Genomic DNA, 25692 nt, shown 5'->3' on the forward strand with positions numbered 1-25692 from the left:
ACAAACACCTGTGCCCATCACAATTGCCATTGGATTTTAAGCCCGCGAGAACGTATACAGAGGATGTCCGTCGAAATAGACGGCAGAACATGAACCGCCCGCCGCCTTCTTTCGGGCCTGTGCAGCGGGCACAACCCCACAAACGTGACCATGAAAATACTTGCAGGCGACATCGGCGGAACCAACACCAGGCTGGCTGTTTACACCACGGAAGAACGGCTTAGCCCGGTAACTCCAATCAAAAAATACACCAACAGGCAGTTCAAGGGGCTTGACGAAATCATCGCGGAATTTCTGGATGGTTCGCCCCATGCCGACCATCTGGAAAAAGCCTGTTTCGATGTTGCCGGTCCCATTATCGACAACCGCGTGGACGCCACCAACCTTCCCTGGAGCATCCGGGCCTCCGAACTTGTGGAAGCTTTGGGCGGCCTGCCCGTCACCCTGCTCAACGACCTGGAAGCCATGGCCTACGCCGTTCCTCATCTTTCCCAAGACGACCTGCAGGAAATCAACCCAGGCAAACCGCAGGACAAGGCACCCAAGGCCATTGTCGCTCCGGGCACGGGACTGGGCGAGGCGTACCTTACATGGGGCGGCTCATGCTACCAGGCGCACAGCAGTGAGGGCGGACACACGGACTTCGGCCCGCGTACCGATACGGAGATGGAGCTGCTGGCCTACCTGCGCAAAACCCTGCACCGGGTGAGCTACGAGCGGGTCTGTTCCGGCATGGGCACTCCCAACCTGTTCAATTTTCTTCGCGACACGGGCCGCTACCCGGTCCCTGAAGCTTTGCAGGCCGAACTGGACGCCAATCCGGACATGACTGCTGTCATACTGGGCAATGGCATGAAAAATCCCGACAAGTATCCCATCTGCAAGGCCGTACTGGACCTGTTTGTCGCCATCCTCGGTTCAGAAGCAGGCAACCTCGCGCTCAAGCTGGGGCCCCACGGCGGACTGTACGTGGGCGGAGGCATCCCCCTGCACATTGCCGAAGCCGTGCACAGCGCCGCCTTTATGGAAGCCTTTTTGGACAAGGGCCGCCTGAGCCCCATGGTAAAGGAAATTCCGGTGTACCTGATCACCAACTCCGACCCGGCACTGACCGGATCGGCAGCCCACGCCTTGGAACTCTAAGAATTCCGGTCTGTGCTCTGGTAATTCCGGCCTGTGCTCTGGTAATTCCGGCCTGTGCTCTGGTAATTCCGGCCTGTGCTCTGGTAATTCCGGCCTGTGCTCTGGTAATTCCGGCCTGTGCAGGGGCGTGGCAGCCATGCCCCCGCGCATGCCGACCGGCATCAGAATTTGGGGGGCCTGTTGCCCTCCGTCCGCCGCCTGGAACACCATATTGCAGCTCCCACGCCCCCTGACAGCCGCCCCTCTCCCCTCCCAGAGGGCTTATTTGGGAGCTTATTTTTTGGAAGGCACGTATTCGACCGACCACATGGCCGCACTTTCAGGGCTATCGCGGCATCCCCTCCCGCCGTCCAGAGCGGCGAAATCGGACCGCAGACGGTTTTCAATATCCTGAGTTCCAGCGAAAGACTGAACAAAAAATACGAAAAATGTATTTTTACCACACCATCAGACTCTTATTCTGCTTTTGAATCGACAAAAAGAGTCACCCGAAGCATTTTGCCCACTTAAAACACATTTTTCCCCTTCAAAAAAGCTTCACATCACTAATTTGTTGTATAAAAAAGCACCATTATTCCATTTTTGTAAAACTAATATTTTATCTGATTATACAACATGTTGTTTTTATTAACTTTTGCAGTTTTCGTATTGGCACGATAAATGCTTAATAGAAAGCATGTCACCTCGTGTACGCCAACTCAAGCTTTCCGCACTGCTCGGCATCTGCCAGGTCATCGACAAGGCACTCGACATTGAGCAGACCCTTGCGGACATACTCAGGATACTGTCGGAGCAGTTGGCTATGCAACGCGCTACGGTGACGTTGTACGACAAACGCTCCGGCCTGCTGAACATCAGCGCTTCCTACGGACTGCGACCCGAAGAAATCCGTCGGGGGGTCTACCGCCTGGACGAAGGGGTTACCGGACGCATCTTTCTGACGGGAGAGCCGTACTACGTGCCGGACGTCAGCCGCGAGCCCCTTTTTCTGGACAAGACAGGGGCCCGCAGGGTGCAAAAAAACAAACTGTCTTTCCTTGGCGTTCCCATCCTCATGGGTGGGGAATCCATGGGCGTTCTCAACGTGGACAGGTTGTTTCTGGACGATGTCGAAGTCGAGGAAGATATCGACTTTCTATCGGCCGTTGCCACGCTTATCGCCCAACTCGTCAGTCTCAACGAAAAAATTCGCAAACGCGAAGAAGTGCTCAAGGCGGAAAACGTCCAGCTCCGCAGTCAGCTTTCGCGCGAGAACCGCGGGCCCTACATCGTGGGTCGTTCCCATGCCATGAAGGAGGTCCAGCGCCAGCTCGAACGTGTCGCGCCCACCAAAGCCACGGTCCTGCTCCTTGGGGAGTCCGGGGTGGGTAAATCGCTCATCGCCCGCATCATCCACGAACTGTCCGACCGCAAGGCCTATCCCTTCATCAAGGTGAACTGTGCCGCCATTCCGGAAAACCTGCTGGAAAGCGAGTTGTTCGGTTCGGAAAAAGGCGCCTTTACCGGTGCCACCCGCACCCGCCCGGGACGCTTTGAGGAAGCCTGCGGAGGAACCATATTTCTGGACGAAATCGGCGAGCTGGCCATGCCGTTGCAGGCAAAAATGCTGCGCGTGCTCCAGGACAAGGAGTTCGAACGGCTCGGGTCCAGCCGAACCAGAACCGTGGACGTGCGCATCATTACGGCCACCAACCGGGACCTCAGCCAGCTGGCTGCCAACGGAGCCTTCCGGCCCGACCTGTACTACCGCCTGAGCGTCTTTCCCATTACCGTGCCGCCCCTGCGGGACCGCAAGGAAGACGTGGCCGGTCTGCTCAACCATTTTCTCAACAAGGCCACCCACGACTACGGCCGCACCCTCTCCCTCACCCCGGAGGCACTGGACGCCCTTACCGGATACAATTGGCCCGGCAACGTCCGAGAGATGGAAAACCTCATCGAACGGCTCGTCATCATGGCCGATCAGGAACGGGTGGGCATGAACTTCATCCAGAACCACCTGACCGCAACAAATTCCAGTGCGTCGGGAGCTTCCGGAGAAGCTTTCGCCGTGCAGCCGGAATACTTTCCCCAACAGGACGAGACGGATATCGGCTACCACCTGCCAGCGGGGGCCTCCCTGGCAGACATGGAACGCCACGAAGTGGTGGCCGCCCTGGAACGCACCGGATGGGTGCAGTACAAGGCCGCGGCCGAGCTGGGCCTTACCCCGCGCCAGATGGGCTACCGGGTCCGCAAGTTCGGCCTGGAAACCGTTATTGCCGAAGGCCGAGCCAGACAGCGGCGCAGCAAGTAAACGCTTTTCCGTATTCCGCCTGATGAAATGCAACGCCACGGCATTTCCTCAATTTTCATAACCTCCTGAGGAGTTGGTTATCGGCCGGGACATGCCATGTGTTCCGGCCTTTTTCATGCAAAATTGCCCGTGCCTTCTTCCCCTTCTCCCTTCTCTCTTTCCTGCCAAGACCAGCCCAGACCATGTCTCGGCCCGCCTTCATTTGCCAGGTTGCACTCTCCCCCTTTTCACCAGCCCATACAAAAAAGGAGGTCCCGGTGTCGGCACACACCAGGACCTCGTGATGGGAGGGGGCTCCCTATTTGGCAGCCCCAATGGGAGTTGGGTAACTTTTCTCAGCCGCAGCCTTCTCCGCCGCCGGAGCAACCGCCGCCGCATGCCCTGGCCTTGCGGGCCGAAAATGCGCTCAGGTCGCCGGTGCGGTACAGCGCGTCCAGATTGTCGGTAATAAAGCCGCTGACCGCGTGTGCGGGCAGACCGTTTTCTTCCAGCAACAGCCTGGGCGTATCCCCCATGGCAGCCACCAGCACGGCCCGGCAGTCTTTGAGCACATCCGCCAGAGCGGCCCAGCGTTTGGCTCCGCCGCCCGAAGCAGGTGCGGCGCGATCCATGATTTTGCAAAATCCGGAACCGCTGGGCGAGGGCCCCCAGATCTGAAATGTTCTGGTTTCACCCAAATGCATGTTCACCAGCAAACCTTCCCGCGTAGCCACCGCAACATACGGCCTGCTCTCGTTCTCGGAAGTCGGCAGCAAACGCGAACACTGGCTCAGGGTTTCGGCAAACTCACCGGAACGATCGGCTTCCAGCAGCCCGACGGCGTCGGCACGGCAGCGCTTGCAGTGCGTCATCTGGGTTACGTGGACCCCCGCCACTTTGCGCAGTTCCTTGATCATGGCGTGTGTGGGTTCGGGCACCGCGGCAAACGGCGTGTCCGCGGTCGGGTACAGCGGGATGCAGTTCTGCAGCGTTGCCCCGAGTTCGCCAGCCACCTTGGCGACTTCTTCAACGTGATGGTCGTTGACGCCGGGCACCACAATGGTGTTGACCTTTACGATTATGCCGCGCTCCACCAATCCCTTTATGGACTCAAGCTGACGCTCGATGAGAACCTTGGCGGCATTGCCTTTGCGGTAGATGACCTTTCCGTCACGAGCCCAGGAATAAATTTTTTCACCGATATCCGAGTCCACCGCGTTCATGGTGATGGTGGCGTGGGTCACTCCCAACTCCTTGAGCCTGTCCAGATAGGGAGGCATGTTCATGCCGTTGGAGGACAGACAGAACAGGAGGTCCGGGTAGTGTTCCTTGGCCAGGCGCATGGTTTCCAAGGTTTCCACCGGGTTGGCCATGGGGTCGCCGGGCCCGGCAATGCCCACCACCGTGGTATTGGGCGCGGCGGCCATGACCTTGTGCAGATATTCCAGGGCCTGATGCGGTTTGAGCACGGACGAGGTGACCCCGGGACGCGATTCGTTGACGCAATCGTACTTGCGGTTGCAGTAATTGCACTTGATGTTGCACTTGGGCGCGACTGGCAGATGAACACGTCCGCATTGTCCTATGGACGACTTGTCGAAACAGGGATGCTTTTTCACGGTCATGGCAGTACTCTCCTAAATATATCCCCAGCCGATGGGACTGTCGGACTGTTTCTTGGCTATCAGGGCATTGACCACGCGGTCGTACAATTCCTGGGTTCCTTCGTAGCTGAAGGTCTTCAGGCGCTGGCCGCCAAAACGGTCATGGATGGGAAAACCCAGACGGACCAGGGGGACGTTCCACTCGCGGGCGTAACGCTGGCCCTTGGAATTGCCGAACACGATGTCCGGGCTCATGGTCCCGGCTTCGGCGGCAATGTCGTAAAAATCCACGCCCTCGCGTACAACCGGCATTTCGGGCAAAAGGTCGCCGCACAACGACTCTATGGCCTTGGCCACGCCCTTGCCTTCGGCACCTGTGCCGACCAACACCGGACGTATGCCGATTTCCGCCAAAAATGCGGTTACGGCCACAACCAGATTTTCGTCGCCGTACACCACGGCCTTCTTGCCAAACACGTACTTGTGTCCGTCCACGTAGGCGTCCACCAGGCGTCCCCGTTCCAGCTCGTAGCGGCGGGGCATGTCGTCCAGAGCGGCGATTTCGCACAAAACCTCGTGCAGTGCGTCGGCCCCGCGGATTCCCAGGGGAACGGGCAGGCGATGATTGCTCACGCCAAAGCGGTCTTCCAGACAGATGCCGCCGGTTTTGGGCAGCAGGCAGGAGCCGAATTCCAGGGAAGCGAACACACCGGGCAAGGCCTTGATCTCTTTGACGGGTGTGCCGCCCGGAGCGATGGGCTCGTAGTCTTCCAGGGTCGGACCATCCAGGGTTTCGGAAACATCGGGCAGAATGGTCGCCGTCAGTCCGTATTCGCGCACCACGTCCTTGATCACACGGATATTGCCCGGAGTGGTCATGCCGGGGAATACGGCCACCCTGTCCGCCGTCACCTCGCCCTTGGCTGCTGCGGGATCGGCCAGCTGATCCACCATGGCATGCACTGCCAGATGAAAACCGTCCGAATGGGTCCCCTGGAAGCTGGGCGTGGACACATGCACCACGTCGGGCAGGTCCAGATCGCCGAATTCCTGGCGGAACTCGTGCAGGATGAGCCGCATGTCGTCGCCGATGGTCTCGGTCAGACAGGTGGAGGCCACGCCGACCATGGTCGGGTTGTACTTTTTCATCACATTGAGGATGCCCTTCTTCAGATTGGGGCCCCCGCCGTAAATGGCGTTCTTCTCGCCCAGGGCGGACGAGGCAATGTCTATGGGTTCGCGGTAATGGGAAATTATGTAACGGCGCATGTAGGTGGCGCAGCCCTGCGAACCGTGCAGAAACGGTACGGCACCTTCCACGCCCTTGAATGCCAGGCTGGCTCCCAGCGGGGTGCACAGCTTGCAGGCGTTGGTCGTGGACACGTAGTTTTTCTTGGGGGGATTATTTGTCATCACAGCCTCCGGAGGAGCAGCCACCCGAACAGCCCGTTGAGCCATTGGCGGCCAGTTCGCCGCATCCGCACTCCGCGGACTTGGCCTTTTTGTTGGCCCGGCGCGGAACAAAGTTCCAGACCGGACTCATCACCGAGGAATGGATCTCGCGGGCAAAGTTGAGCATGCCCACAAAACCTTCCAGGGGAATCTTGCGCTCGTGGTTGTGGTCGCAAAAGCCCACGCCCAGCTTGAAGGCAATGGGGCGTTCCTTCACGCCGCCCACAAAGACGTCGACATCCTTTTCCTTGATGAACTCCTGGAGCTCCATGGGGTTGGCATCGTCCACGATGATGGTGTCGGGGTCCGTCACCTTGGCCAGTTCGGCGTAGTCTTCCTCGGTCCCGGTCTGGGAACCGACCACGGCAACGGAAATGCCAAGGTGCCGGAAGGACTTGAGCATGGAAAAGGCCTTGAACGCGCCGCCCACGTAGACGGCCGCCTTTTTGCCTTCCAGATCTCGGCGGATGGCCTGTATCTCGGGCATGATGGCTTCCAGCTCGCCGCGCACCAGTTCCGCGGTGCGTTCCATGATGCCGGGGTCCTTGTCCTGAAAGAATTCAGCCACCTTATACAGCGACTCCGCCATGTCCTCGATGCCCAGCCAGGATACGCGACAGTGGGGGATGGAAAATTCCGCCTCCATCATCTTGGCCAGATCAAGGGTGGCTCCGGAACACTGGACCATGTTCAGGGAAGCCCCGTGGGCACGACGTACGTCGTCCACGCGGCCGTCGCCCGTTACGCTGCAGACCACGGTAAGGCCCATGCGTTCCAGGTATTTCTTGATGATCCAGGTCTCGCCGGCAATGTTGAAATCGCCGAAAATATTTACGGAAAGTTCAGGTACGTCCGAGACGTCGGCTGTGCCGATAAGCCGGAACAAAGCTTTGCAGGCGGCAAGATAGCCTTCGCGCTTGCTGCCCTTGAAGCCCTCGGATTGTACGGGAAGCACGGGGATTCCCGTAACTTCGGAAACCTTTCTGCACACGGCCTCGATGTCGTCGCCGATAAGCCCCACGATGCACGTGGAGTAGACAAAGGCGGCCTTGGGATTGTGCCGTTCTATAAGTTCAAGCAGAGCGGCTTCCAGCTTCCTTTCGCCGCCGAAAATGATGTCTGTTTCACGCAGGTCCGTGCTGAAGCTCAACCGGTGCAATTCCGGCCCGGAGGAAAGCGCGCCACGGATGTCCCATGTATAGGATGCGCACCCTATCGGGCCGTGCACCAGGTGCAGGGCGTCCGCGATGGGGTAAAGCACCACGCGGGACCCGCAGAACACGCAGGCCCGCTGGCTCACCGCTCCCGCCAGGGATGCGCGGTTGCAGGCGATATCGATGTCGCCGCTTCCGGAGCGGACAACCTGCGATTTACGTTCTTCAAGAATGCTGGTGTCGATGGTCATGACGCTTTCCTTACTGTAATCCTACTGTTTGTCTGAACCGAGTCTGAGGCTGACGAGGTGGGTTTGCCCCCAACCGATCCGCCGGTAAAAATCCAGGGCCGACGTGTTGTCCCTGTCGGCCAGAAGTTGCAGCCGCGTCGCTCCCTGTTTCCAAGCCCATTGCTCCATGGCTTGAAGCAGTGCCCTGCCTATCCCCTGCCGCCTGTGGTCCCTGCGGACCACCATATCTTCCACCAAAACGGAGTAGCCGCCCTCGGCAGTGGAAACGACAAGCTGCCCGGTGCACATGGCCACTGTTTCGCTGTCCGCTTCCGCCACCAGAATCCGTCCGGCCCCCCGGGACTGCTCATCGAGCAGCATGGCCAGCCCGTCGCGCTGACGCTGTTCGTCGGGCCGAAAATCGGCCTCTATGGAAAACAGCTCGGTCAGCAGAACGGCCATGGATCCGATATCCTCGGCACGGGCCGGACGGATTGTGTATTCTGGAGCGAAAGGCATTTCATTGTCCTCGTGTGATGTCCGCAAAATACGTAGACGTATTTTGCGGAGGACCGCGCTCTGAAAAACGCGGTTTTCAGATGCGCTCACGCCGCCTTTGGCGGTGCATGGCGGGCATGGCCCACCATGAGACGTGCCGCTCGTTCTACCGCTTGCATAACGATGCGGATTTAACGGACGCAACACTAAGCGATCAGATAGTCCGCAGCGGGTTCGCCGTCTTCGATGCCGTCGAGCACCGAGTCGATGGCGTCTTCGCTGTCGATCCCCTTGAACCACCAGTTTTCAGGCATAACGACCATGACGGGCCCCTGTTCGCACTGCTTGAGGCAGCTTGTGGCCGTCACCAGACAGTCGAGACCACGGTCGATGATCTCTTCTTCGAGATATTGCAGAAAGCCGTCGGTCTGTTTGTGGCAGATGCCCTTGGGGTCTCCGCCTGCGCGGAAGCTCTGGCAGACCATGATTACACGTTCGGGAGTGGCCATACTGTCTCCTGTGACTGTTTCCTGGAGTTTCAGAAGGTTGCGGCGGACAGCCGCCGCAACCCCGGATTGACGGATTAAAGTACGAGTTCGAAGCTCTCTTCGGGAGAATCGCGGTCCTTGCGGTCCAGCAGAGCGCCCAGGATATTTTCCAGAAGGCGCAGGCCGCCCTTGTAGCCCACGGTCGGGAAGTACTGGTGGCCAACGCGGTCCAGGATGGGGAAGCCCCAGCGGACCAGAGGAATGTCCTCGTCGCGGGCAATGTACTTGCCGTAGGTGTTGCCGATGAGCAGATCCACGGGTTCGTTCTTGATCCACTGGTGCAGGGTGAACATGTCGCCCGCAGCCTTGACATTGACCTCGTAAGGCTGATCCGCGGTGATTTCCTTGATGCGGGCCACAAAACGCTTGCCCGGCGTGCCGGTGACGATGTGCACGGGCTGCATGTCCATGGACACCAGGAATTCGCACATGGAGATGAGCTGGTCCGGGTCGCCCCAGATGGCCACCTTCTTGCCGTAGGTGTACTGGTGCATGTCCGAAATCATGTCCACCAGCTGGCCGCGTTCGTGCACTATGCTTTCCGGAACGCTGGTCCCGGCGATAATGCGCAGGGTGTCCACAAAACGGTCGGTCGCCTTGAGGCCGAAGGGCATATCCAGCACGGTGCAGGGCACCTTGCAGTTGGTATCCAGCCAGCGGGCCGCATCTGCCGAGCACCATTCGCCCAGGGCCATGGTGCCGATGGCGTTGCCAGCGTCCTTGAGTTCGTCCACGGTGACGCCGCCCTTGGGGAACATGTGGTATTCGCCGGACATGGGACCGTTGAGAACGCCGGAGGTATCCGGAAACAAAGTGATGTCCACATCCATGAGCGCGGCGATACGCTTGATTTCTTCCATGTCCGAAGGTTCGACCCAACCGGGAATGACGTTGACCTTGCCGTTCCTGTGCCCCGTGTTCTTGGCGAACGTGGAGGCCATGGCCTTGACCATGTTGGAGAATCCGGTGACGTGCGATCCCACATAACTGGGAGTGGGAGCACCAAGCAGATGCTTGCCTTCGGGAACCTTTCCTTCCTTCCTGGCCTTGGTGAAAATCTGGTTCAGGTCGTCACCGATGGTTTCGGAAAGGCAGGTGGTGTGCACGGCGATACACTCGGGCTCGTACACGTTGAAGATGTTGGTGATGGCCTGCAGCAGGTTTGCCTGCCCGCCGAACACGGACGCACCTTCGGTAAAGGAACTGGTGGCCGCGGAGATGGGCTCCTTGTAATGCCGGGTCAGGGTGGAGCGGTGGTAGGCGCAACAGCCCTGCGACCCGTGCGAGTGCGGCAGGCAGCCGTGGATGCCCAGGGCGGCGTACATGGCGCCGATGGGCTGGCAGGTCTTGGCCGGGTTGACGACCAGGGCCTTGCGCTCGGTGATCTCTTTGGGTGTGTGTCTGAGTAAGGTCATTGTACCGCTCTCCTATTCCCACACGTACGTGGCTGAGAGTTCCGGATTTTCCTGCCAGGGAGCCTTCAGGTAGCCCCATACCTTGCTGTTCACGAGACGATCGATTTCGTGGTAGAAATTGACCGCTCCCTTGAACCCTGCATACGGACCGCCGGAGTCGTAGCTGTGCAGCTGCTTCATGGGCACGCCCAGCTTCTGGATGGAGAATTTTTCCTTGATACCGGCGCAAAAGATGTCCGGCTTGAGGATTTCCACCAGCTTTTCGGCTTCGTACTGGTTCAGGTCGTCCACTATGAGGGTCTGATGATCCATGTCGCGGATCATGCCGTCGTATTCCTTAAACGTGTATCCGGCATCGACGAGCTTCTGCATTTCCTCGCTGCTCTTCCGGGGATTGTAGCGAGACTCGTCCGGCTCAACCGTAATTTCCTCGATGTTGCGCGAATCGGCATCCACCTTCAGGTTGGGGATGACTTCACGGCCTTCGTAGTCGTCGCGGTGGGCGAACTCGTATCCGGCGGAAATGGTCTTCATGCCGATTTCGCCGAACAGATCCTGATAATGGTGGGCGCGGGAACCACCGACGAACAGCATGGCCGTCTTGCCTTCGGTGCGGGAAATAACATCATCCCTGGCCGCTTCCACTTCCGGCATTTCTTCGGCAATAACTTCTTCGATGCGGTTGATAAGGGCTCTGTCTTCAAAGTACTGGCCTATCTTGCGCAGCGACTTGGCTGTGGATTCGGCACCAATGAAGTTCACCTTGATCCACGGAATGCCGTATTTTGTTTCCAGCATGTCGGCCACGTAGTTGATGGACCGATGGCACATGACGCAGGACAGGTCGGCCTGATGCGACGTGGCAAACTGGTCAAAGCTAGAGTTGCCGGAAAAGGTGGCGATGTTGGTGATGCCGCACTTTTTCAGGATGCGGTCGATTTCAAAACCGTCGCCACCGATGTTGTATTCACCCAGCAGGTTGATCTTGTATTTCCCTTCCACCGGCTCATCGATCTTGCCGACCAGGTGTCTGAAGACCTGGTTGTTGGCGATGTGGTGGCCTGCGGACTGGCTGACGCCCTTGTAGCCTTCGCAGGAGAAACCAAAAACCGTGCAGTCCTCGAACTTGGCGTCCATCTTGGCGGCAACGGCGTGGATGTCGTCGCCGATCAGCCCCACCGGACAGGTGGCGAAAATGCAGATGCCTTTGGGATGAAAGGTGTCGTAGGCTTCCTGAATGGCGGCCTCCAGCTTCTTTTCACCGCCAAAGATGATGTCGCCGTCCTGCATGTCCGTAGAGAAACAATACGTCATGTAGTTGTCGGCACCTGGGGCGGTGGCGTCGGTCTGGTTACGCCGGGTAAGCCAGGAATAGAAACCGCAGCCGATGGGCCCGTGCGTGATGTTCACGATATCGCGGGTGGGGCCCATGATAACGCCCTTGCAGCCCGCATACGTACAGCCGCGCATGGTGATGATGCCCGGAACGGTACGGACGTTTGCCACGATTTCGGGAGCCTCGTTGCCTTGGGCTTCATTGATCAATATTTGCTTGGCGCGCTTTCTTGCCACCTTGGGAGGATACTTCTTGAGCATCTCCTCCTTGATGTCGGCAGGGTCCCACTGCACCAGCTTTTTCTTGGTCGCCATGTGATACTCCTTAAAATGCTCTCATTCTCAGCTGATGGACTTGGTACCGACTTCGCCGGTACGCACCCGGACCGCGTCGGTCACGGGGAGAACCCATATTTTTCCGTCGCCGGGCTTGCCGGTCTGGTTGGCCTCGATGATGGTGCTGACGATGGTGTCCACCTCGTCGTCGGGAACAACAATGGTGAGCATGCGTTTGGAATACAGCTTCCCCTTGCCGCCCAGAAGCTCAGCAGCTTCCTCGTAGCCCTGTTCCGCACCTTCAAGCAGTTTTCTATTGGCAAACCCCTTGCCGCGTCCCTGGGCCTCGTTGGCGAAAAACGCGTCAACTCCGGCTTCGGTAAGGGCAAGCTTGGTCTTGTTCATCATGTTCATGCGGACAACAGTGATGATTTCCTTCATGCCGTGCCTTCCTCTGCGTCCGAGGCTTCCTTGACCCCGGAGGAAATGGTGTAGACGTCGTCAACATCGGAAACAAAGATCTTGCCGTCGCCGAACGCGCCTTTGGTTCCGGAGCGGGCGGACTTCATCACAGTGTCGATAACGAAGTCCTTGTCGGCTGCGGGAACAACGCTCATGAGCATGGTTTTGGGAATCTCGTCGTAGGTCACTTCGCCGATTTTGATGCCCCGCTGCTTTCCGCGGCCGGCAACCGAATATTTGGTCACGGCGGGGAAACCCGCGTCCATGAGGGCTGCAAGGACATCGTCGGCTTTTTCCGGGCGTACGATGGCCCGAATCATGATCATAGGCATAAAAAGTCTCCTTGAACTTCGATGGGTTAGGCTTGCAACAGACCGTAATCGAGCAGCAGCTGCTCCAAATCCTCAATTTCCAGGGGAGTGGGGACGACGAACATTTTGTTTTCATCGATGGCTTTGGCCAGTCCGCGGTACACGTCAGCCTGCGGTACTTCGCCGTTCCATTCGATGACGGTTTTCCTGTTGATTTCCGCACGCTGCACGTCGTTGTCGCGGGGGACGAAGTAAATCATCTGGGTGCCTATCTTGCGGGCCAGCTCCTCGATCATCTCTCTTTCGTTGTCCACGTTACGGGAGTTGCAGATAAGGCCGCCCAGGCGCACGCTGCCGGACTGGGCGTATTTCATAATGCCTTTGCAGATGTTGTTGGCCGCATACATGGCCATCATTTCGCCGGAACAGACAATGTAGATTTCCTCGGCCTTGCCGTCACGGATGGGCATTGCGAAGCCACCGCAGACAACGTCGCCCAAAACATCGTAAAAAGCGTAATCCAGCCCTTCGCTCTCCTCGTAGGCACCAAGGGACTCCAACATGTTGATGGAGGTGATGATGCCCCGGCCTGCACAGCCGACACCGGGTTCCGGGCCGCCGGATTCGACACACCAGGTATCGCCGTAACCGGGCTTGCGGATATCCTCGAGCTCGACGTCTTCACCTTCTTCACGAAGGGTATCGAGCACGGACTTCTGCGCCAGGCCGCCCAGCAGCAGACGGGTGGAGTCGGCTTTGGGGTCACAACCTACAACCATGACCTTGCGGCCCATTTCTGCCAAACCAGCAACAGTATTCTGGGTGGTGGTGGACTTGCCGATACCGCCCTTTCCGTAAATGGCTACTTTTCTCATGGGGAGTCCTCCGTACATTGTTTTCATTCACACCTGCTCCCCCTTACGCAATGGCCGTGCCATTCCGGAAATATCGACTCAACACACTGAAATTACTAAACTAGACAAAAAATACTGGAAGAAAAAATCAAATCCGATTTTGTCGTGTGAAACAACAATCTACATACGAAAGTGTAGATTCTACACTTGGGGCGGCTCTGCCACGAAAAGGGTACAATCCTTATAAGGGCTATAAAAACAGCAGGTTATAAAACCACACTGGATTGGCATCGGAATTGCCTCATCACCAGGGTACGGCAACACGAATACGGAGATGTATTTATGATACTCGACACGACCCTGAGAGAAGGCCTGCAGATGTTCGGAGTGCGCATGACGGCCAAGGAGCGCAGGGACCTGGCCCTTGGGCTGGCCGATCTGGGAGTGGAAGAAATAGAAGCAGGATGGATTGGACTGGCAGGGCTTGGAGAATTTCTCGACTGGTCCGGCCCTCTCCTGAACAATTCATGGGTGTCGGTCTGGAGCCGCTGCCACACCAAGGATGTACTCCTGGCCGCAGACCACCATGTCACCCGCATCAACCTGGGCGTTCCCGGATCGGACGCACACAGGAACAAACGGCTGTCCATGTCCCGCCCCGAACTGCTGGAACACATGCGCGCAACGGTCCGGCTGGCCCGCATGCACGGCATGGATGTTTCCGTGGGGCTGGAAGACGCTTCCCGCGCCGATACCGACTGGCTTATCGAACTTGCCATGGCGGCTCAGGCCGCCGGGGCATTCCGGGTACGCATTTCAGATACGGTGGGTGTCTACACGCCCCTGACCATTTTTCAGGTTGTCTCGGGCTTTCGCTCCCAGCTCGATGTGGATATCGCCGTGCACTGCCACAACGACTTCGGCATGGGCACTGCCAACGCCGTTACCGCGCTCCAGGCCGGTGCCGACTGGGCCGACGCCAGCCTGTTGGGCATGGGCGAACGTTCCGGCCTTGCCGCCACGGAAGAACTGGCCGCCTATCTCAGCCTGCAGTCCAAGGACCGCGACTACGAAACCCGGCTTTTGCCCGACCTGTGCGCCCGCGCCGCCCGGCTGGCAGACCTGCCCCTGCCGCGCAACAAACCAGTTATCGGCTCCGACATTTTTGCCTGCGAAACCGGCATTCATCTGCACGGCATGCAGCGCGACCCCGGTCTTTTCGAACCCTATGCCCCGGAAAACGTGGCAAATTCACGCAAGGTAAAATTGGGAGACAAAAGCGGACGCCAAAAATGGCGCAGCTAAAAAACAAGGCCGGACGACAGGTGCATATGTTCCACCCGTTGCCCGGCCTTTCGTTTCCGCTCTTTGAAAAAAACGCAGGGCCAGCCGAAGCTCCCCCGCACATCATCTTACGAATTCAAGGCCTTTGCCCGTTACTCATCATCGTCGATATTGAACCAGCCCTTGCGCCGAAAATATAAAAACAGGGCCAGGCCAAGACAGACCATGAACGCCACCACCGTGGCGTACCCGTATTTCCAGTGGATCAGCGGCATGTTCCCGAAGTTCATGCCGTAATATCCCGTTATAAACGTCAGCGGGATGAAAATGGTGGCCACAATGGAAAGCAGCTGGCCTATGCGGTTGAGTTGCAGATCCCTTCGGCTCATATACACGTCGAGCATCTCGGCCAGCATCTCCCGCAGCGAATCTACGGCTTCGAGCACCTGCAAAACGTCCTGCTGCAAATTGCCCATGAAAAACCGCACTTCCTCGTCCTGGGCACGCGGATTTTCACGGACCAGCCGACCGATGACTTCGCGCAACGGCCACAGGGACTTGTGCAGAAACATGACCTCGCGCTTCAGCCGGTATAAGGCAACCAGCGTTTCCTCCCGGTTGTCCACAAGCGTCTGCTCCTCCAGCTCCTCGATATCCTCGGCAAGTTTGCCAATGGTATCAAAATACTGGTCCACCACCGCGTCCAGCAGGGCAAAGAGCAGATGGGCGTACCCGAAAATGTTGACCCGGCCCAGGCCTTCCCGGGCGCGCTCGGCCATATCGTCCCAGATATTCTTTTCACGCTCCTGAAAGGTGACGATGACATTGTCCCCAACGATGATGCTCACCTGCTCGGCCACGACCTCCTTGGCGTCTTCCAAATAGCCGAGCATGCGCATGACCATGAAGACATTCTTGTCGTAGACTTCCATCTTGGGGCGCACGCCCTGGTCGAGCACATCGTCCACGATAAGGCGGTGCAGGCCGAAATGTCTGCCAATGGAACGAATCATTTTTTCATCGCCCAGGCCGTTGACTTTAATCCAGAAAAATTTGTCCGGGGAAGAGGTCAGCGAATCGAGATCATGCGGCGTACATTCGCGGGACTCAACTCCCTGCGGGCTGAAAGTGAAAAGCCGAATGGTGGATGCAATTTCGTTGCGCTGTACACTGAAGTCCGTCTTATCAAGCTTTCTCTGCCGACGGGACCGCTGGCGTCTGTTGAACATGCGGAGCAAGGCTTCCCCCAAAACATCAGATGATATTCAATGCGATTGTCCATAAACACACCGTGCCCATAGCATGGCTGCGCCTCGACCGGGTTATGCGGATACGTCCCTCGGGGCAGGGATTGTAACATCATCATAACGATTGCCGTATACACAGGAAAAGGCAAGCGGGAAAATATCGGCCGCATTCAAAAATCGCAGTCCCCCGCATCCCGTACTTGCGGCAGCTTCCAAAAGGAGTTGCCCAAAAAGGAGTTCCCCCAAAAGGAGTCTCAATGACACCGCATATCGTCAGCCGCCGCCTGACCGTACCCGACAAACTCAGGGCCGCACGCTGTTTCAGCCATCCCCATCTGGGGCCATACATCCTGTTCTTTACTGGCGGAACCGCTCTGCGACCGCTGAGCCGGAAGCTCATAGACTACACCCAGAACTCCATCCATCTGGTCACGCCCTTTGACTCGGGCGGGAGCTCGGCCGTGCTGCGCAACGCCTTTGACATGCTGGCCGTGGGTGATATCCGCAACCGTATCATGGCCCTGGCTGACCGCAGCGTGCAAGGCAACCACGAAGTCTACGAGCTCTTCAACTACAGGCTTCCCCAAAACGAGGATACGCAAACCCTTACGGAACGCCTTGCCTCCATGATCAAAGGCTCCGATCCACTGGTCCACGCCATCCCCCACCCCATGCGCAAGATCATCCGCTCGCACCTGGGATTTTTCCGCGAGGCCATGCCCGCAGACTTCGACCTGCGCGGGGCAAGCATCGGCAACCTCATCCTGGCCGGAGGTTTTTTCAACTACAACCGCCATATCGACCCGGTCATCTACCTCTTCACCATGCTGGTCAAAGCACGCGGCGAAGTCCGCGCCACGCTCAACGGCAACCTGCATCTGGCCGTGGAGCTGGAAGACGGCACCACCATCATCGGCCAGCACCTTGTGACCGGCAAGGAAGTTACGCCACTGGACCAGCCCATCCAGCGCGCCTTCATTTCCTCGGAGACGGAACGCCCCGTGCCCGTGGCAGCGCCCATCCGCAGCAAGATACGCAAGCTCATCCGCAAGGCCGAACTGATCTGCTACCCGCTGGGCAGTTTCTATTCCAGCGTTGTGGCAAACCTGCTGCCCGACGGCGTGGGCGACGCCGTGGCCGAAAATCTCTGCCCCAAGGTCTACGTGCCCAACATGGGCCACGACCCGGAACAATACGGCATGAGCGTGGCAGACAGCGTGCGCACCCTGCTGCACTATCTCAAGCACGGCTGCTCCGATGAACGCTCCACGACCGAACTGCTCAACTATGTGCTGGTGGATTCGGAAAACGGCGACTACCCCGGCGGGCTGGACATGGACGCCATACGCATCCTGGGCATCAATGTGGTGGACGCACCGCTGGTGACGGAGGAAAGCGCGCCCTATGCCGACCCGACGTTACTGGCGGAGGCATTGGTGTCTTTTGTGTAAGCGGGGGCATTGCCCCCCAGCCCCCACCAGGAGGCAACGGCCTCTCAGGCTGTGGCAAAATGCACGATAACTGCGTTGCCTCAAAAAATTCAAACCCTCGCGTATAAGGAAATACGCGTCGGTCTTGAATTTTTCTTGCGTCTTGTTCTCCTACCTTTTGCCCCAGCCTGCGAACTTGCGGCTTTAAATTTCTGTAAAAAAATCAAAGGCCTATTTGACGTTACACACGATGTGGGTCCAGGGCCATCATGGCCTCGCAGACCTCGCAGGTCATGGCGGGGTGTGGGGCGGCGCCCCACTCTGCTGATGCGGAAAGCACGTTAACTGCATTGCTTCGAAAAACTCAAACCGGATGCAAAATTGGGAGATAACCCTAATTTTAATAATGGTACCGACACTGTACAACTAAAAGACTATCCGCCTCATCATCATACCGATACACCAGCCGGTGTTCATGGTTGATACGCCGCGACCAATACCCTACCAAATCGAACCGTAGCGGCTCCGGCTTTCCCATCCCTTCTGCAGGCGAACGTAGCGCGTCACGGAGGAGCGTGTTAATACGCTTAACCTGCTTTTTGTCTGTTTTCTGCCAATAGAGGTAGTCCTCCCAGGCCTGCGGCGTCCATGTTAAGAGCGCCATTAATCTTCTGCCAACTCGTGGGACTCCACTTGTCCACCCTGCGCTGCCAGAATGCTCTTCCTCAACCGAGCTGCATTGGCCGGGCTTTTAAGCAAATAGGCCGTCTCGGTGATGCTGTTGTAGTCATCCAGGGACAACATCACTACAGCCTGTGACTTCCGCCGGGTAATGATTATTGGCTCGTGCGTGTCGCATACCTCATCCATCTTCGATGCCAGGTTCTGTCGGGCATCCGTGTATGTAATTGCCTGGGGCATACTGCCACCTCCTTTATCTTGTACAGAAAATAGTACATGTTGTATCAGTGGTCAATACGTAGGGAGGATATTGCTCGATCCGAAGCGTGCCCGGATTATGAATCGGTATTAGCGCGAATTTTACGTACAGATCCATAAGCCAGCTGCCTTGTGCCAAGCAGCAATTCACGTTTGAACGCCACTTTAAACTACGAAAAAAGGCGGCCTTCCAAAAAAAGGCCGCCTTGCATAATTTCACTCATTCTCGCCAAGAGAGCACCAAGAGAGTGCGCAAACTTGTTGAAAGAAGTCAGATGATGCTGTTGGTCTTGACCGATGTTTCCTACTTGCCCATACGCTGTGCAGTCTTTTCCATGGCAAAGTCGGGCAGTGGCAGATCGGGCACCACGGAGCGCACCAAGGCCAGGGGGGAGATGTATTTTTCCCGCCAGTCAAAGGTAAGCTCCACAATACCGTCGTCCTGTATGGAGACGTCTGCGGTCAGGGCACGGGCATCGATGGTGCGGGTGCCCTTGCGGGTGGTGCGCTCGAACAGAAACGACTCGGAGGCTGCAAAATTCTTCCAGGCCTCGTTCCAGTCTGCCAACCCGGCGGGATCACCGATGTAGCGGCAGACGAAATCCTCTTCCAGGGTGCGGTCCTGCTTCTTGCCCATGGAAAGAACTTCCACGGAGGTCACGTCCACGCCCTTGGGAAAAACATTGGCCAGACGGCGCTTGAGCTCGCCCGCACTTTGGATTTCGCGAGTAAAGACGTTGAACCACTCGCAGCGGCTGGACACGCCCACTGGCGGCGCATTGCCAAAGGAGACCTGGGGCATGGGATGAAAGCCTTTGGAAAAGGAAACCTTGACCCGACCACGACGCAGCGCACGTTCGACCACGGGCTGCAGCTCCAGGGTGCTGAGATAGGCGGCCAGCCCCAGCTTGGTGTACCAAACGCGGAAATGACCGGACTTCTGGGTCAGCTCCTCGTTGATTTTCGGCGGCTTGGGCGCGGCCTTTTTGCCAGGAGCCTTCACTTCTGGCTGGGCTGTTTCCGAAACTTCGGCTTCGCAAGCGCCAGGCTCAGCAATCGGCTCGACAACGGGCTCGACTGCATCTGGCCCAGCCGCGGCCTTGGCATGCGTTTCAGGCAGCTGCGGACATTCCTCTACCTGGTCGCGGTGGTCCAGCACCACACGCGGGCGCACACTGCCGTCGCCTTCGGGATCGAGCAGACTTTTCCGGCCTTCGTGGTTGCACACGCCGCAGTTGCGGCAGGTGTTGAACCGGCAGTCCGGGGTGATCTTTTCGGCCAGGGCGCGTTTGCGTTCGGTCAGCAGAAAGCGCTTGCTCACGCCAGGGGACAGATGGTCCCAGGGCAGTGGGCCGTCGGGATCGCGGGAGCCGATATAAATGTCCGGGTCAATGCCCTCTTCGGCCAGGGCCTCGCGCCACAATTCCGGGCTGAGGTGATCCATCCAGCTGGAAAAGAGCGCACCCTTGCGATAGGCCCGTTCGACAACGGGCGCCAGCTTGCGGTCGCCTCGGGAAAAGACGCCTTCCAGCCAGCTCATGTCCGGTTCGTGCCAGCGGAGTTTGAATTTCTTGTGCTTGGAAAAGATGTGGCGCAGGTAATTCACCCGACGCTTGATTTCGCTGATGGAAATCTGCGGCACCCACTGAAACGGCGTATGCGGCTTGGGCACAAAGGGCGAAACCGCGGCTGTAATCTGCAACCGTTTGGCACCCTTGGGCGCACAGGCCAGGACTTCGAAGCACAGGTCCAGGATGGCGTCCAGGTCTTCGTCGGTTTCGGTGGGCAGGCCGATCATAAAATAGAGTTTCATCCCGCTCCAGCCGTTCTCGAACAGCTTGCGGGCATGGGCAATAAGCCCTTCCTGAGTGACGCCCTTGTTGATGACGTCGCGCAGGCGCTGGCTGCCCGCTTCCGGGGCCAGGGTCACGCCGGTACGGCGCAGGCGGGCGAGCTTTTCAATGATATCTTCGGAAAGCGACCCCACCCGCAGGGAAGGCAGGGAAATGGAGACCTGCTCGGCGGCACAGGCGCCGAACGTACGCGTAAACAGAGCTTCCAGAGCCGAATAATCGCCCGTGGACAGGGAAAGAAAGGAAAGTTCTTCAAATCCGGCTTCGTCCAGCCCCTGGCGCATGATCTCGGCAATGCGTTCCACGCCACGTTCGCGCACCGGACGGTAAATGATACCGGCGTGGCAAAAACGGCAGCCGCGCGTACAGCCGCGGGCAATTTCCAGGGCCAGCCTGTCGTGCACGGCCTGGCAAAAGGGAAGCACCTGAATGTCGGCTTCCTGGGAGGAATCGAAATCAGAGACCAGGGTCTTGGTGACCACTTCGGGCACGTCGCCGATGGGCACGGGGGTAATCTGCCCTTCCGGCACTTCGTACATGGAAGGCACGTACACGCCCTGCAGTTTGGAAAGCGCCAGCAATGTCTGCTGCCGGTCCATGCCCTGCTGGCGGGCCTGCATGATGATTTCGGAAACGCGGACAATGGCTTCTTCCCCGTCGCCCAGCATCATGGCGTCGATGAACGGGGCCATGGGCTCGGCATTGAAGGCGCAGCCGCCACCGGCAAGCACAAAGGGATCGTCTTCGCCCCGCTGGTCGGAATGCAGGGGAACGCCGCCCAGATCGAGCATGAACAGGACGTTGGTGTAGCAAAGCTCGTGCGTCATGCTGAAGGCCACCACATCCATGGCGGACAGGGGCGTGTCGGACTCCAGGGTGGTGAGGGGGGCGTTGTGCTCCCGCAGTACCTCGGCAACATCCGTGCTGGGCGCAAACACGCGCTCGGCCCAGAAACGCTGGTCATGGTTCAGGGCCGAATACAATATCTTTTGGCCCAGGTAGGACATGCCCACATCGTACAGATCGGGAAAGGCCAGGGCGACCCGCAAGCCGACGGTTTCCGGGTCCTTGTGGACCGCGCCCCATTCCGTACCCAGATAGCGGCTGGGCTTGGTGAACAAAGGAAGAAGTTCTCGCATGTGCGCCTTCGGGCCTGCGGAGGACCACAGGCGGCAGGAATAATATGTGTGTAAGAGAAAAAGGCGGCCGGATAGCCGCCCAAGACTGCCGAGAAAGGTCCAATAGCTGGTGCGCCTTGGAAAAATCAACCCCGCATGTATTGAAAATCACGCGACGGCCCTGATTTTTTCCTACGCCCTGCTCTGGAGACCATTCTCAACAGTCTGGCGAATTATCGCAATTCAGAACAGCCGGTCGGCGCCCTGAATACTGAATGACAAAAGGGGGATTCCGGCTGGCTACTTCTTAAGCAGGTCGGAAAAGCTGCCCATGCCGCCCTGTCCGCCCAGGTTCTGGAGGTTGTGCAGGTCGCCGGGAGTGGAGAGCGTGAGGTTGGAAGTAGCTTCCATGTACTTGGTCTTGAGTTCTTCGGGGAACTTTTCAAACACGTACATGATGTGCCTGGCGTCGATTTCGCCGGTGATTTCCGTCTCAAAAGGATATCCGAAAGGCAGCAGCATCATCTGCACACCCTGCTGGGTGGGAACCGTCTGCAAAACAGCCACGTCGGTCAGCTTGTGGCCTTCTTCGTCCCATTTGCCAAGAATATTGTCGCCGTTGATGAGTTTCACCAATTTGATGTCATAAGCCATAGAGGGCCTCCTTGAATGCGTTTTGAGGTCAGGCGTACACTAGGTACTGCCCAGGGGCCTGTCAACAGGGGCAAAAATGATCAGTCCGCCATGCGGCGCAGCACGGGCATAAGGGCCAGGGCCAAAAGCAGCGCTCCGCCAAGGCAGACAAATCCCGTGGCAAATCCTCCGTGGTCCCCGGCCACTCCGAGCAGCGTGGGGATGACTCCCGCGCCTATGGCCGCGGAAATGGGAGTGGAAAGGGAAATGGCCAGACTGCGCAGGCGGCTGTCGAAGGCGCGGGAAAGCAGGGTGTATCCGGCGGGAAAGAAAAGTCCGGCCAGCAACGCCTGAACCAGCACCACGCCCACCAGAAACGAACCGGACGTAAGGCCCAGCAGCGCGGTGGCGGTTCCGGCACAGGCCAGATAAATGGTGATGGTACGCACGGGGCCGAGGCGGTCCGTAAGCACCCCGCCCACCAGGGCCATGAAGACGCTGGAAATTCGGGAGACGGAGACCAGTTCGTTGGCGACTTCACGCGCCATGCCGTGGTCGTGCACCAGGAAAAGAGGCGTCATGCCGTAGGTGCCCAAAGCCACGCCCACGGCCAGACTCACCAGCAGGGTGAACAGCCAGAAAATGGGCCGCACAACAATTTGCCGGGCCGTTGCAATGTTTGGCGGACTGCCCTTGAAATCGCCGCCGCGGGCAAAAAGAAAGAAGAGCGTGCCCATGGCTACCAGGGCCACCCCAATGGCCGAAGGCCCCAGCCGCCACGTGTCCAGCCACAGGACCAGTTCAGCCAGCAGCGGTGTAAGCACAAAGGCGGAATTGGGAGCGCACTCGTGCACGGAAAGCGCCTTGCCCCAATGTTTCTGTGGTGCCAGACAGGTGATGTAAGCAATGGCCGAGGGCAGATACAGGCCGACGCCCATGCCCGCGCCAAACAGCCACATGCGGAACGCTCCCACGCTGTACGCATGTCCCGCTCCCCACAGGCTGACACCCATGAGCAGAGTCGCCAGCCAGATGGTCCGCTTGTGGTTGACGGCCGCGGCCACAAACCCGGAAAGCAGCACGGAAAGGCCCGCACCCAGCGCAATGAGCAAAAACAGCCCGCCAGACTGGGTATGGCTGATGCCCAGCTCTGTTTGAATGTCCACCATGAGCGGGCCGATGATGATCCGCCCCATGAACAGCAGCAGAAAAATAAACGCAATGAAGACCACGCCGGGAAGCGCGCTCCGGAAACTCGCCCTGTCCTGCTTATTCTGGCCGTCCAGATTATCGGGGCTATCCAGATTATCGGGGCTATCCAGATTATCCGGGCCGTCAGGCGTATTCTGGGAATGGAAAGTTGAATCGGGTTGCACATTGTCGTGCTAGATGAGCCCATTGGCTTTGGCAAGCGAATAATCCATAAAACTTGAACAGTAGTCATGTTACGGGTATGTAGTGAGCCTATGAAAAGCTATCCACCATGCCTTCTGGCAGCCATCACATTGTGTTTTCTGCTGTTTCCCGGCGCTTTGTTTGCGCAAAATGCCACCGATTCCGAGGACAAGGTGGAGCGCAGCGCGGTTGGCGACCATTCCGGCTACGTGGGCAACCCGGCCCCTACCCTCGTCGTTCATTTGGAAAACGATACCTTTACCGGTACGGACCGCTACTACACCAATGGGGTCAAGCTGACCTGGCTTTCCAAAGACCTGGAAACCCTGAGCGACGAAGAGAACCTCCCCGGCTGGTTCAAACACTCGCTGGGCTGGCTGGACAACCTCTCGCTGGGCGAACGGCAGGCCAACGGGCCCAAGGCATGGCGAAACATAGGCATCTCTGTGGGGCAGAGTATTTTCACTCCCCAGGAGACCGACACGGAAATTCCCGATCCCGATGACCGGCCCTACGCAGGCTGGCTGTATGCCTCCTTTGCCCTGCACAGCAAAACCGAACGCAAATTGGACACTTTGGAGCTCACTTTGGGCGTGGTTGGACCGTCCGCCCTGGGCAAGGAAACCCAAAACAGCGTCCACCGCCAGATAGGCGCCAAGGAATCCGAAGGCTGGGAATACCAGCTAAAGGACGAACCCGGCATAATCCTTACCTGGATGCGCTACTACCGGGCCTTTCAGGCCGGGCTGCAGCCCGACGGCAAAGGATTTGGCGAGGACTTCATCCTGCACGGCGGCGGCTGCCTGGGCAACGTCTACACCTATGCGGCCCTCGGCGGAGAATGGCGAATAGGCTACAACCTGCCGCACGACTTCGGCACCTCGCTCATCGCACCCGGCGGCGACGTCAAGGCCCCGGCCGATCCGGCCAACGAAGCCGACTGGGGCGCGCTGGTCTTTATCGGTTTTGAAGGACGCGCCGTGGCCCGCAATATTTTTCTGGACGGCAACACCTGGCAGTCCGGCCCCCACGTCAATAAAAAACCAATGGTAGCGGACGCCAGCGTCGGCTTTTCCGTCTACTACGGCCCCATGAAGGTGACGTACATGTCGGTCTACCGCAGCAAGGAATTCGACAGCCAGCCCTACAGCGGCCAGATGTTCGGCTCCCTGAGCATGACCTATTCTTTCTGATGCATGAAAAATCCCCTGTCGCATAAAAAATGCGCAGGGAAAAAAGCATCCCGCCAATTATACGAAGAAAATATCAGATAACGAGGGAAAGGCCGGAGGTGGCGTTGCGGCCACCCGAAGCGTTGTGAAAGATTGCGTTCTGCGTGTAGCTTTCCAGGGCGCGGGAGCGTCTGGCGCCACCGCTTTGCGAGGGGGCACTGCTGCCTTGTGACGCGCCGATATAGAATTCTTCTACAGAAAACTGCGCGGCTTCGGGACCGGCAGAAGAAATCTTCGCGCCCAGGGAAGCCGGGCTTCCAGTGGTTCCTTCTTCCTTTTCAGCCTGCTCCTGTTCCTGCAGATCGTTCCGGGCCTCGGCTTCCATCTGCGAGGCCTTGGCCGCAACAATCATATCCTGGCCCGAAGGATTGGCCGGAGCCAGGGCCGCCTGGCGCACGGAACGCGCCTTGTCCTTGGTAGCCTGCGGGTCGCCCCCCACCTTGGAGGTGTCTATGGAAACCTCGCCGCCAATGGCGTACATCTGGCCGTCCGGGCCTTTCTGCAAGGTATAGCGAGGGCCGGAGGCAATGGCCGAACCGCCTGCTGCAACGTGTGCCTGCTCGTGGGAGCGGACCTCCCGGTCACGCTGCTTCAGCTCCTTGAGGTCGGCGGCCTGTTCCGCGCCCACTTCCCGGGGGGCGGACGTCTTGGCATTGGAGGTTTTTCTTCCGCCCGTTCTGCCGCGCTTTGCAGGCTCTTCCCCTTCCTGCACCTTTTGTTCGGCAACCTGAATATGGCGCGCCGTGGTCTGCTGCAATGCATCGCACATGCAGACCATCCCGCCGCATTTGGGGCAGGACTGCAAAGAAGAAAAGGTGATTCCAGAGGTATCCAGCATGGGCGTCCCAGGACAAGGTTGCCTTGTAAATAAAAATCCGCTTACGGTCCCTATCGGACACTTGGACAAAAACCTTTAGCCCCATTGAAAACTTTTTTGCATCTTTTCGAAAAAAATGGATTCCCCTGCCCCATTCGCGTAGGCTGATGCACACAATGATCGCAAT

At 58.2% G+C, this 25692-nt stretch carries 22 protein-coding genes; 5 read left to right on the forward strand and 17 right to left on the reverse strand.

Annotated elements, in window-relative coordinates; genetic code table 11:
* Window positions 1–150 precede the first annotated feature (150 nt).
* Window positions 151–1143, forward strand: a complete 993-nt coding sequence (gene glk, locus ACI0FJ_RS09400; protein ID WP_424302274.1) for a glucokinase — start codon at window positions 151–153, stop codon at window positions 1141–1143.
* 676 nt (window positions 1144–1819) lie between these two features.
* Complete coding sequence (gene nifA / locus ACI0FJ_RS09405) at window positions 1820–3439, forward strand: nif-specific transcriptional activator NifA (protein WP_424302277.1); 1620 nt, start codon at window positions 1820–1822, stop codon at window positions 3437–3439.
* A 335-nt stretch (window positions 3440–3774) separates the two neighbouring features.
* Here nifA and ACI0FJ_RS09410 read toward each other — a convergent pair whose 3' ends face one another.
* The 10 genes from ACI0FJ_RS09410 to nifH form a co-directional block, all read right to left on the reverse strand.
* Entirely contained in the window at window positions 3775–5043 is a 1269-nt protein-coding gene (locus ACI0FJ_RS09410) for a radical SAM protein (protein WP_424302279.1), read from the reverse strand.
* A 12-nt stretch (window positions 5044–5055) separates the two neighbouring features.
* Entirely contained in the window at window positions 5056–6435 is a 1380-nt protein-coding gene (locus ACI0FJ_RS09415) for a nitrogenase component 1 (protein WP_424302282.1), read from the reverse strand.
* Window positions 6425–7879: a nitrogenase iron-molybdenum cofactor biosynthesis protein NifE gene (nifE, locus tag ACI0FJ_RS09420; protein WP_424302285.1), complete on the reverse strand. Its 1455-nt coding sequence runs from the start codon at window positions 7877–7879 to the stop codon at window positions 6425–6427. Before nifE ends, ACI0FJ_RS09415 begins: the two co-directional genes overlap by 11 nt.
* 21 nt (window positions 7880–7900) lie before the next feature.
* Window positions 7901–8377: an N-acetyltransferase family protein gene (locus ACI0FJ_RS09425; RefSeq protein ID WP_424302288.1), complete on the reverse strand. Its 477-nt coding sequence runs from the start codon at window positions 8375–8377 to the stop codon at window positions 7901–7903.
* A gap of 185 nt (window positions 8378–8562) precedes the next feature.
* A complete protein-coding gene (locus ACI0FJ_RS09430) occupies window positions 8563–8865 on the reverse strand; it encodes a (2Fe-2S) ferredoxin domain-containing protein (protein ID WP_424302291.1) in 303 nt (100 codons plus the stop codon).
* A 74-nt stretch (window positions 8866–8939) separates the two neighbouring features.
* On the reverse strand, window positions 8940–10319 hold the full coding sequence (gene nifK, locus ACI0FJ_RS09435; protein ID WP_424302294.1) for a nitrogenase molybdenum-iron protein subunit beta: 1380 nt from the start codon (window positions 10317–10319) through the stop codon (window positions 8940–8942).
* Between the two features lie 12 nt (window positions 10320–10331).
* Window positions 10332–11969 (reverse strand): nitrogenase molybdenum-iron protein alpha chain, encoded by a 1638-nt coding sequence (gene nifD, locus ACI0FJ_RS09440; protein WP_424302297.1) that lies wholly within the window; start codon window positions 11967–11969, stop codon window positions 10332–10334.
* Between the two features lie 27 nt (window positions 11970–11996).
* Window positions 11997–12371, reverse strand: coding sequence for a P-II family nitrogen regulator (locus tag ACI0FJ_RS09445; RefSeq protein WP_424302300.1), 375 nt, complete (start codon window positions 12369–12371; stop codon window positions 11997–11999).
* Window positions 12368–12718 (reverse strand): P-II family nitrogen regulator, encoded by a 351-nt coding sequence (locus ACI0FJ_RS09450; protein WP_424306530.1) that lies wholly within the window; start codon window positions 12716–12718, stop codon window positions 12368–12370. The genes ACI0FJ_RS09445 and ACI0FJ_RS09450 overlap by 4 nt, the downstream gene beginning before the upstream one ends.
* A gap of 32 nt (window positions 12719–12750) precedes the next feature.
* Window positions 12751–13578, reverse strand: coding sequence for a nitrogenase iron protein (gene nifH, locus ACI0FJ_RS09455; RefSeq protein ID WP_424302303.1), 828 nt, complete (start codon window positions 13576–13578; stop codon window positions 12751–12753).
* A gap of 321 nt (window positions 13579–13899) precedes the next feature.
* On the opposite strand from nifH, the gene ACI0FJ_RS09460 reads away from it, so the two are divergent.
* Window positions 13900–14862: a LeuA family protein gene (locus ACI0FJ_RS09460; protein WP_424302306.1), complete on the forward strand. Its 963-nt coding sequence runs from the start codon at window positions 13900–13902 to the stop codon at window positions 14860–14862.
* Between the two features lie 131 nt (window positions 14863–14993).
* On the opposite strand, the gene corA is transcribed toward ACI0FJ_RS09460, so the two are convergent.
* On the reverse strand, window positions 14994–16070 hold the full coding sequence (corA, locus tag ACI0FJ_RS09465; RefSeq protein ID WP_424302309.1) for a magnesium/cobalt transporter CorA: 1077 nt from the start codon (window positions 16068–16070) through the stop codon (window positions 14994–14996).
* Between the two features lie 275 nt (window positions 16071–16345).
* Here corA and ACI0FJ_RS09470 point away from each other — a divergent pair, with 275 nt between their 5' ends.
* Window positions 16346–17539, forward strand: a complete 1194-nt coding sequence (locus ACI0FJ_RS09470; protein WP_424302312.1) for a GAK system CofD-like protein — start codon at window positions 16346–16348, stop codon at window positions 17537–17539.
* Window positions 17540–17918: 379 nt separating this feature from the next.
* Here the strand turns inward: ACI0FJ_RS09470 and ACI0FJ_RS09475 are convergent, their stop codons facing one another.
* From ACI0FJ_RS09475 to ACI0FJ_RS09495, 5 genes are all read right to left on the reverse strand, one after another.
* A complete protein-coding gene (locus ACI0FJ_RS09475) occupies window positions 17919–18182 on the reverse strand; it encodes a Txe/YoeB family addiction module toxin (protein WP_424302315.1) in 264 nt (87 codons plus the stop codon).
* Window positions 18182–18439, reverse strand: a complete 258-nt coding sequence (locus ACI0FJ_RS09480; protein ID WP_424302318.1) for a type II toxin-antitoxin system Phd/YefM family antitoxin — start codon at window positions 18437–18439, stop codon at window positions 18182–18184. The genes ACI0FJ_RS09475 and ACI0FJ_RS09480 overlap by 1 nt, the downstream gene beginning before the upstream one ends.
* A 322-nt stretch (window positions 18440–18761) precedes the next feature.
* Window positions 18762–21449 (reverse strand): TIGR03960 family B12-binding radical SAM protein, encoded by a 2688-nt coding sequence (locus ACI0FJ_RS09485; protein WP_424302321.1) that lies wholly within the window; start codon window positions 21447–21449, stop codon window positions 18762–18764.
* A gap of 279 nt (window positions 21450–21728) precedes the next feature.
* The gene (locus ACI0FJ_RS09490) at window positions 21729–22082 is read right to left on the reverse strand and encodes a hypothetical protein (RefSeq protein ID WP_424302324.1); all 354 of its coding nucleotides are present in this window, start codon (window positions 22080–22082) and stop codon (window positions 21729–21731) included.
* Between the two features lie 80 nt (window positions 22083–22162).
* Entirely contained in the window at window positions 22163–23437 is a 1275-nt protein-coding gene (locus tag ACI0FJ_RS09495) for an MFS transporter (protein WP_424302327.1), read from the reverse strand.
* A gap of 90 nt (window positions 23438–23527) precedes the next feature.
* Between ACI0FJ_RS09495 and ACI0FJ_RS09500 the strand changes: the two genes are divergently transcribed.
* Entirely contained in the window at window positions 23528–24649 is a 1122-nt protein-coding gene (locus tag ACI0FJ_RS09500; protein WP_424302330.1) for a lipid A deacylase LpxR family protein, read from the forward strand.
* Window positions 24650–24722: 73 nt separating this feature from the next.
* Here the strand turns inward: ACI0FJ_RS09500 and ACI0FJ_RS09505 are convergent, their stop codons facing one another.
* Window positions 24723–25526: a putative metalloprotease CJM1_0395 family protein gene (locus ACI0FJ_RS09505; protein WP_424302333.1), complete on the reverse strand. Its 804-nt coding sequence runs from the start codon at window positions 25524–25526 to the stop codon at window positions 24723–24725.
* Window positions 25527–25692: the final 166 nt, after the last annotated feature.

Origin of the sequence: Desulfovibrio sp. 7SRBS1, from assembly GCF_049723905.1 — a bacterium.
In the GTDB taxonomy this organism is placed as follows: domain Bacteria; phylum Desulfobacterota; class Desulfovibrionia; order Desulfovibrionales; family Desulfovibrionaceae.

What these genes read in the sequence shown, in the direction of transcription:
- ACI0FJ_RS09410 (WP_424302279.1), bottom strand. Translation starts at nt 5,043, where the DNA reads ATGACCGTGAAAAAGCATCCCTGTTTCGACAAGTCGTCCATAGGACAA.
- ACI0FJ_RS09485 (WP_424302321.1), bottom strand. Translation starts at nt 21,449, where the DNA reads ATGCGAGAACTTCTTCCTTTGTTCACCAAGCCCAGCCGCTATCTGGGT.
- corA (WP_424302309.1), bottom strand. Translation starts at nt 16,070, where the DNA reads ATGTTCAACAGACGCCAGCGGTCCCGTCGGCAGAGAAAGCTTGATAAG.
- glk (WP_424302274.1), top strand. Translation starts at nt 151, where the DNA reads ATGAAAATACTTGCAGGCGACATCGGCGGAACCAACACCAGGCTGGCT.
- ACI0FJ_RS09415 (WP_424302282.1), bottom strand. Translation starts at nt 6,435, where the DNA reads ATGACAAATAATCCCCCCAAGAAAAACTACGTGTCCACGACCAACGCC.
- nifA (WP_424302277.1), top strand. Translation starts at nt 1,820, where the DNA reads ATGTCACCTCGTGTACGCCAACTCAAGCTTTCCGCACTGCTCGGCATC.
- nifE (WP_424302285.1), bottom strand. Translation starts at nt 7,879, where the DNA reads ATGACCATCGACACCAGCATTCTTGAAGAACGTAAATCGCAGGTTGTC.
- ACI0FJ_RS09490 (WP_424302324.1), bottom strand. Translation starts at nt 22,082, where the DNA reads ATGGCTTATGACATCAAATTGGTGAAACTCATCAACGGCGACAATATT.
- nifH (WP_424302303.1), bottom strand. Translation starts at nt 13,578, where the DNA reads ATGAGAAAAGTAGCCATTTACGGAAAGGGCGGTATCGGCAAGTCCACC.
- ACI0FJ_RS09470 (WP_424302312.1), top strand. Translation starts at nt 16,346, where the DNA reads ATGACACCGCATATCGTCAGCCGCCGCCTGACCGTACCCGACAAACTC.
- ACI0FJ_RS09500 (WP_424302330.1), top strand. Translation starts at nt 23,528, where the DNA reads ATGAAAAGCTATCCACCATGCCTTCTGGCAGCCATCACATTGTGTTTT.
- ACI0FJ_RS09450 (WP_424306530.1), bottom strand. Translation starts at nt 12,718, where the DNA reads ATGATCATGATTCGGGCCATCGTACGCCCGGAAAAAGCCGACGATGTC.
- nifD (WP_424302297.1), bottom strand. Translation starts at nt 11,969, where the DNA reads ATGGCGACCAAGAAAAAGCTGGTGCAGTGGGACCCTGCCGACATCAAG.
- ACI0FJ_RS09505 (WP_424302333.1), bottom strand. Translation starts at nt 25,526, where the DNA reads ATGCTGGATACCTCTGGAATCACCTTTTCTTCTTTGCAGTCCTGCCCC.
- ACI0FJ_RS09475 (WP_424302315.1), bottom strand. Translation starts at nt 18,182, where the DNA reads ATGGCGCTCTTAACATGGACGCCGCAGGCCTGGGAGGACTACCTCTAT.
- nifK (WP_424302294.1), bottom strand. Translation starts at nt 10,319, where the DNA reads ATGACCTTACTCAGACACACACCCAAAGAGATCACCGAGCGCAAGGCC.
- ACI0FJ_RS09445 (WP_424302300.1), bottom strand. Translation starts at nt 12,371, where the DNA reads ATGAAGGAAATCATCACTGTTGTCCGCATGAACATGATGAACAAGACC.
- ACI0FJ_RS09460 (WP_424302306.1), top strand. Translation starts at nt 13,900, where the DNA reads ATGATACTCGACACGACCCTGAGAGAAGGCCTGCAGATGTTCGGAGTG.
- ACI0FJ_RS09480 (WP_424302318.1), bottom strand. Translation starts at nt 18,439, where the DNA reads ATGCCCCAGGCAATTACATACACGGATGCCCGACAGAACCTGGCATCG.
- ACI0FJ_RS09430 (WP_424302291.1), bottom strand. Translation starts at nt 8,865, where the DNA reads ATGGCCACTCCCGAACGTGTAATCATGGTCTGCCAGAGCTTCCGCGCA.
- ACI0FJ_RS09425 (WP_424302288.1), bottom strand. Translation starts at nt 8,377, where the DNA reads ATGCCTTTCGCTCCAGAATACACAATCCGTCCGGCCCGTGCCGAGGAT.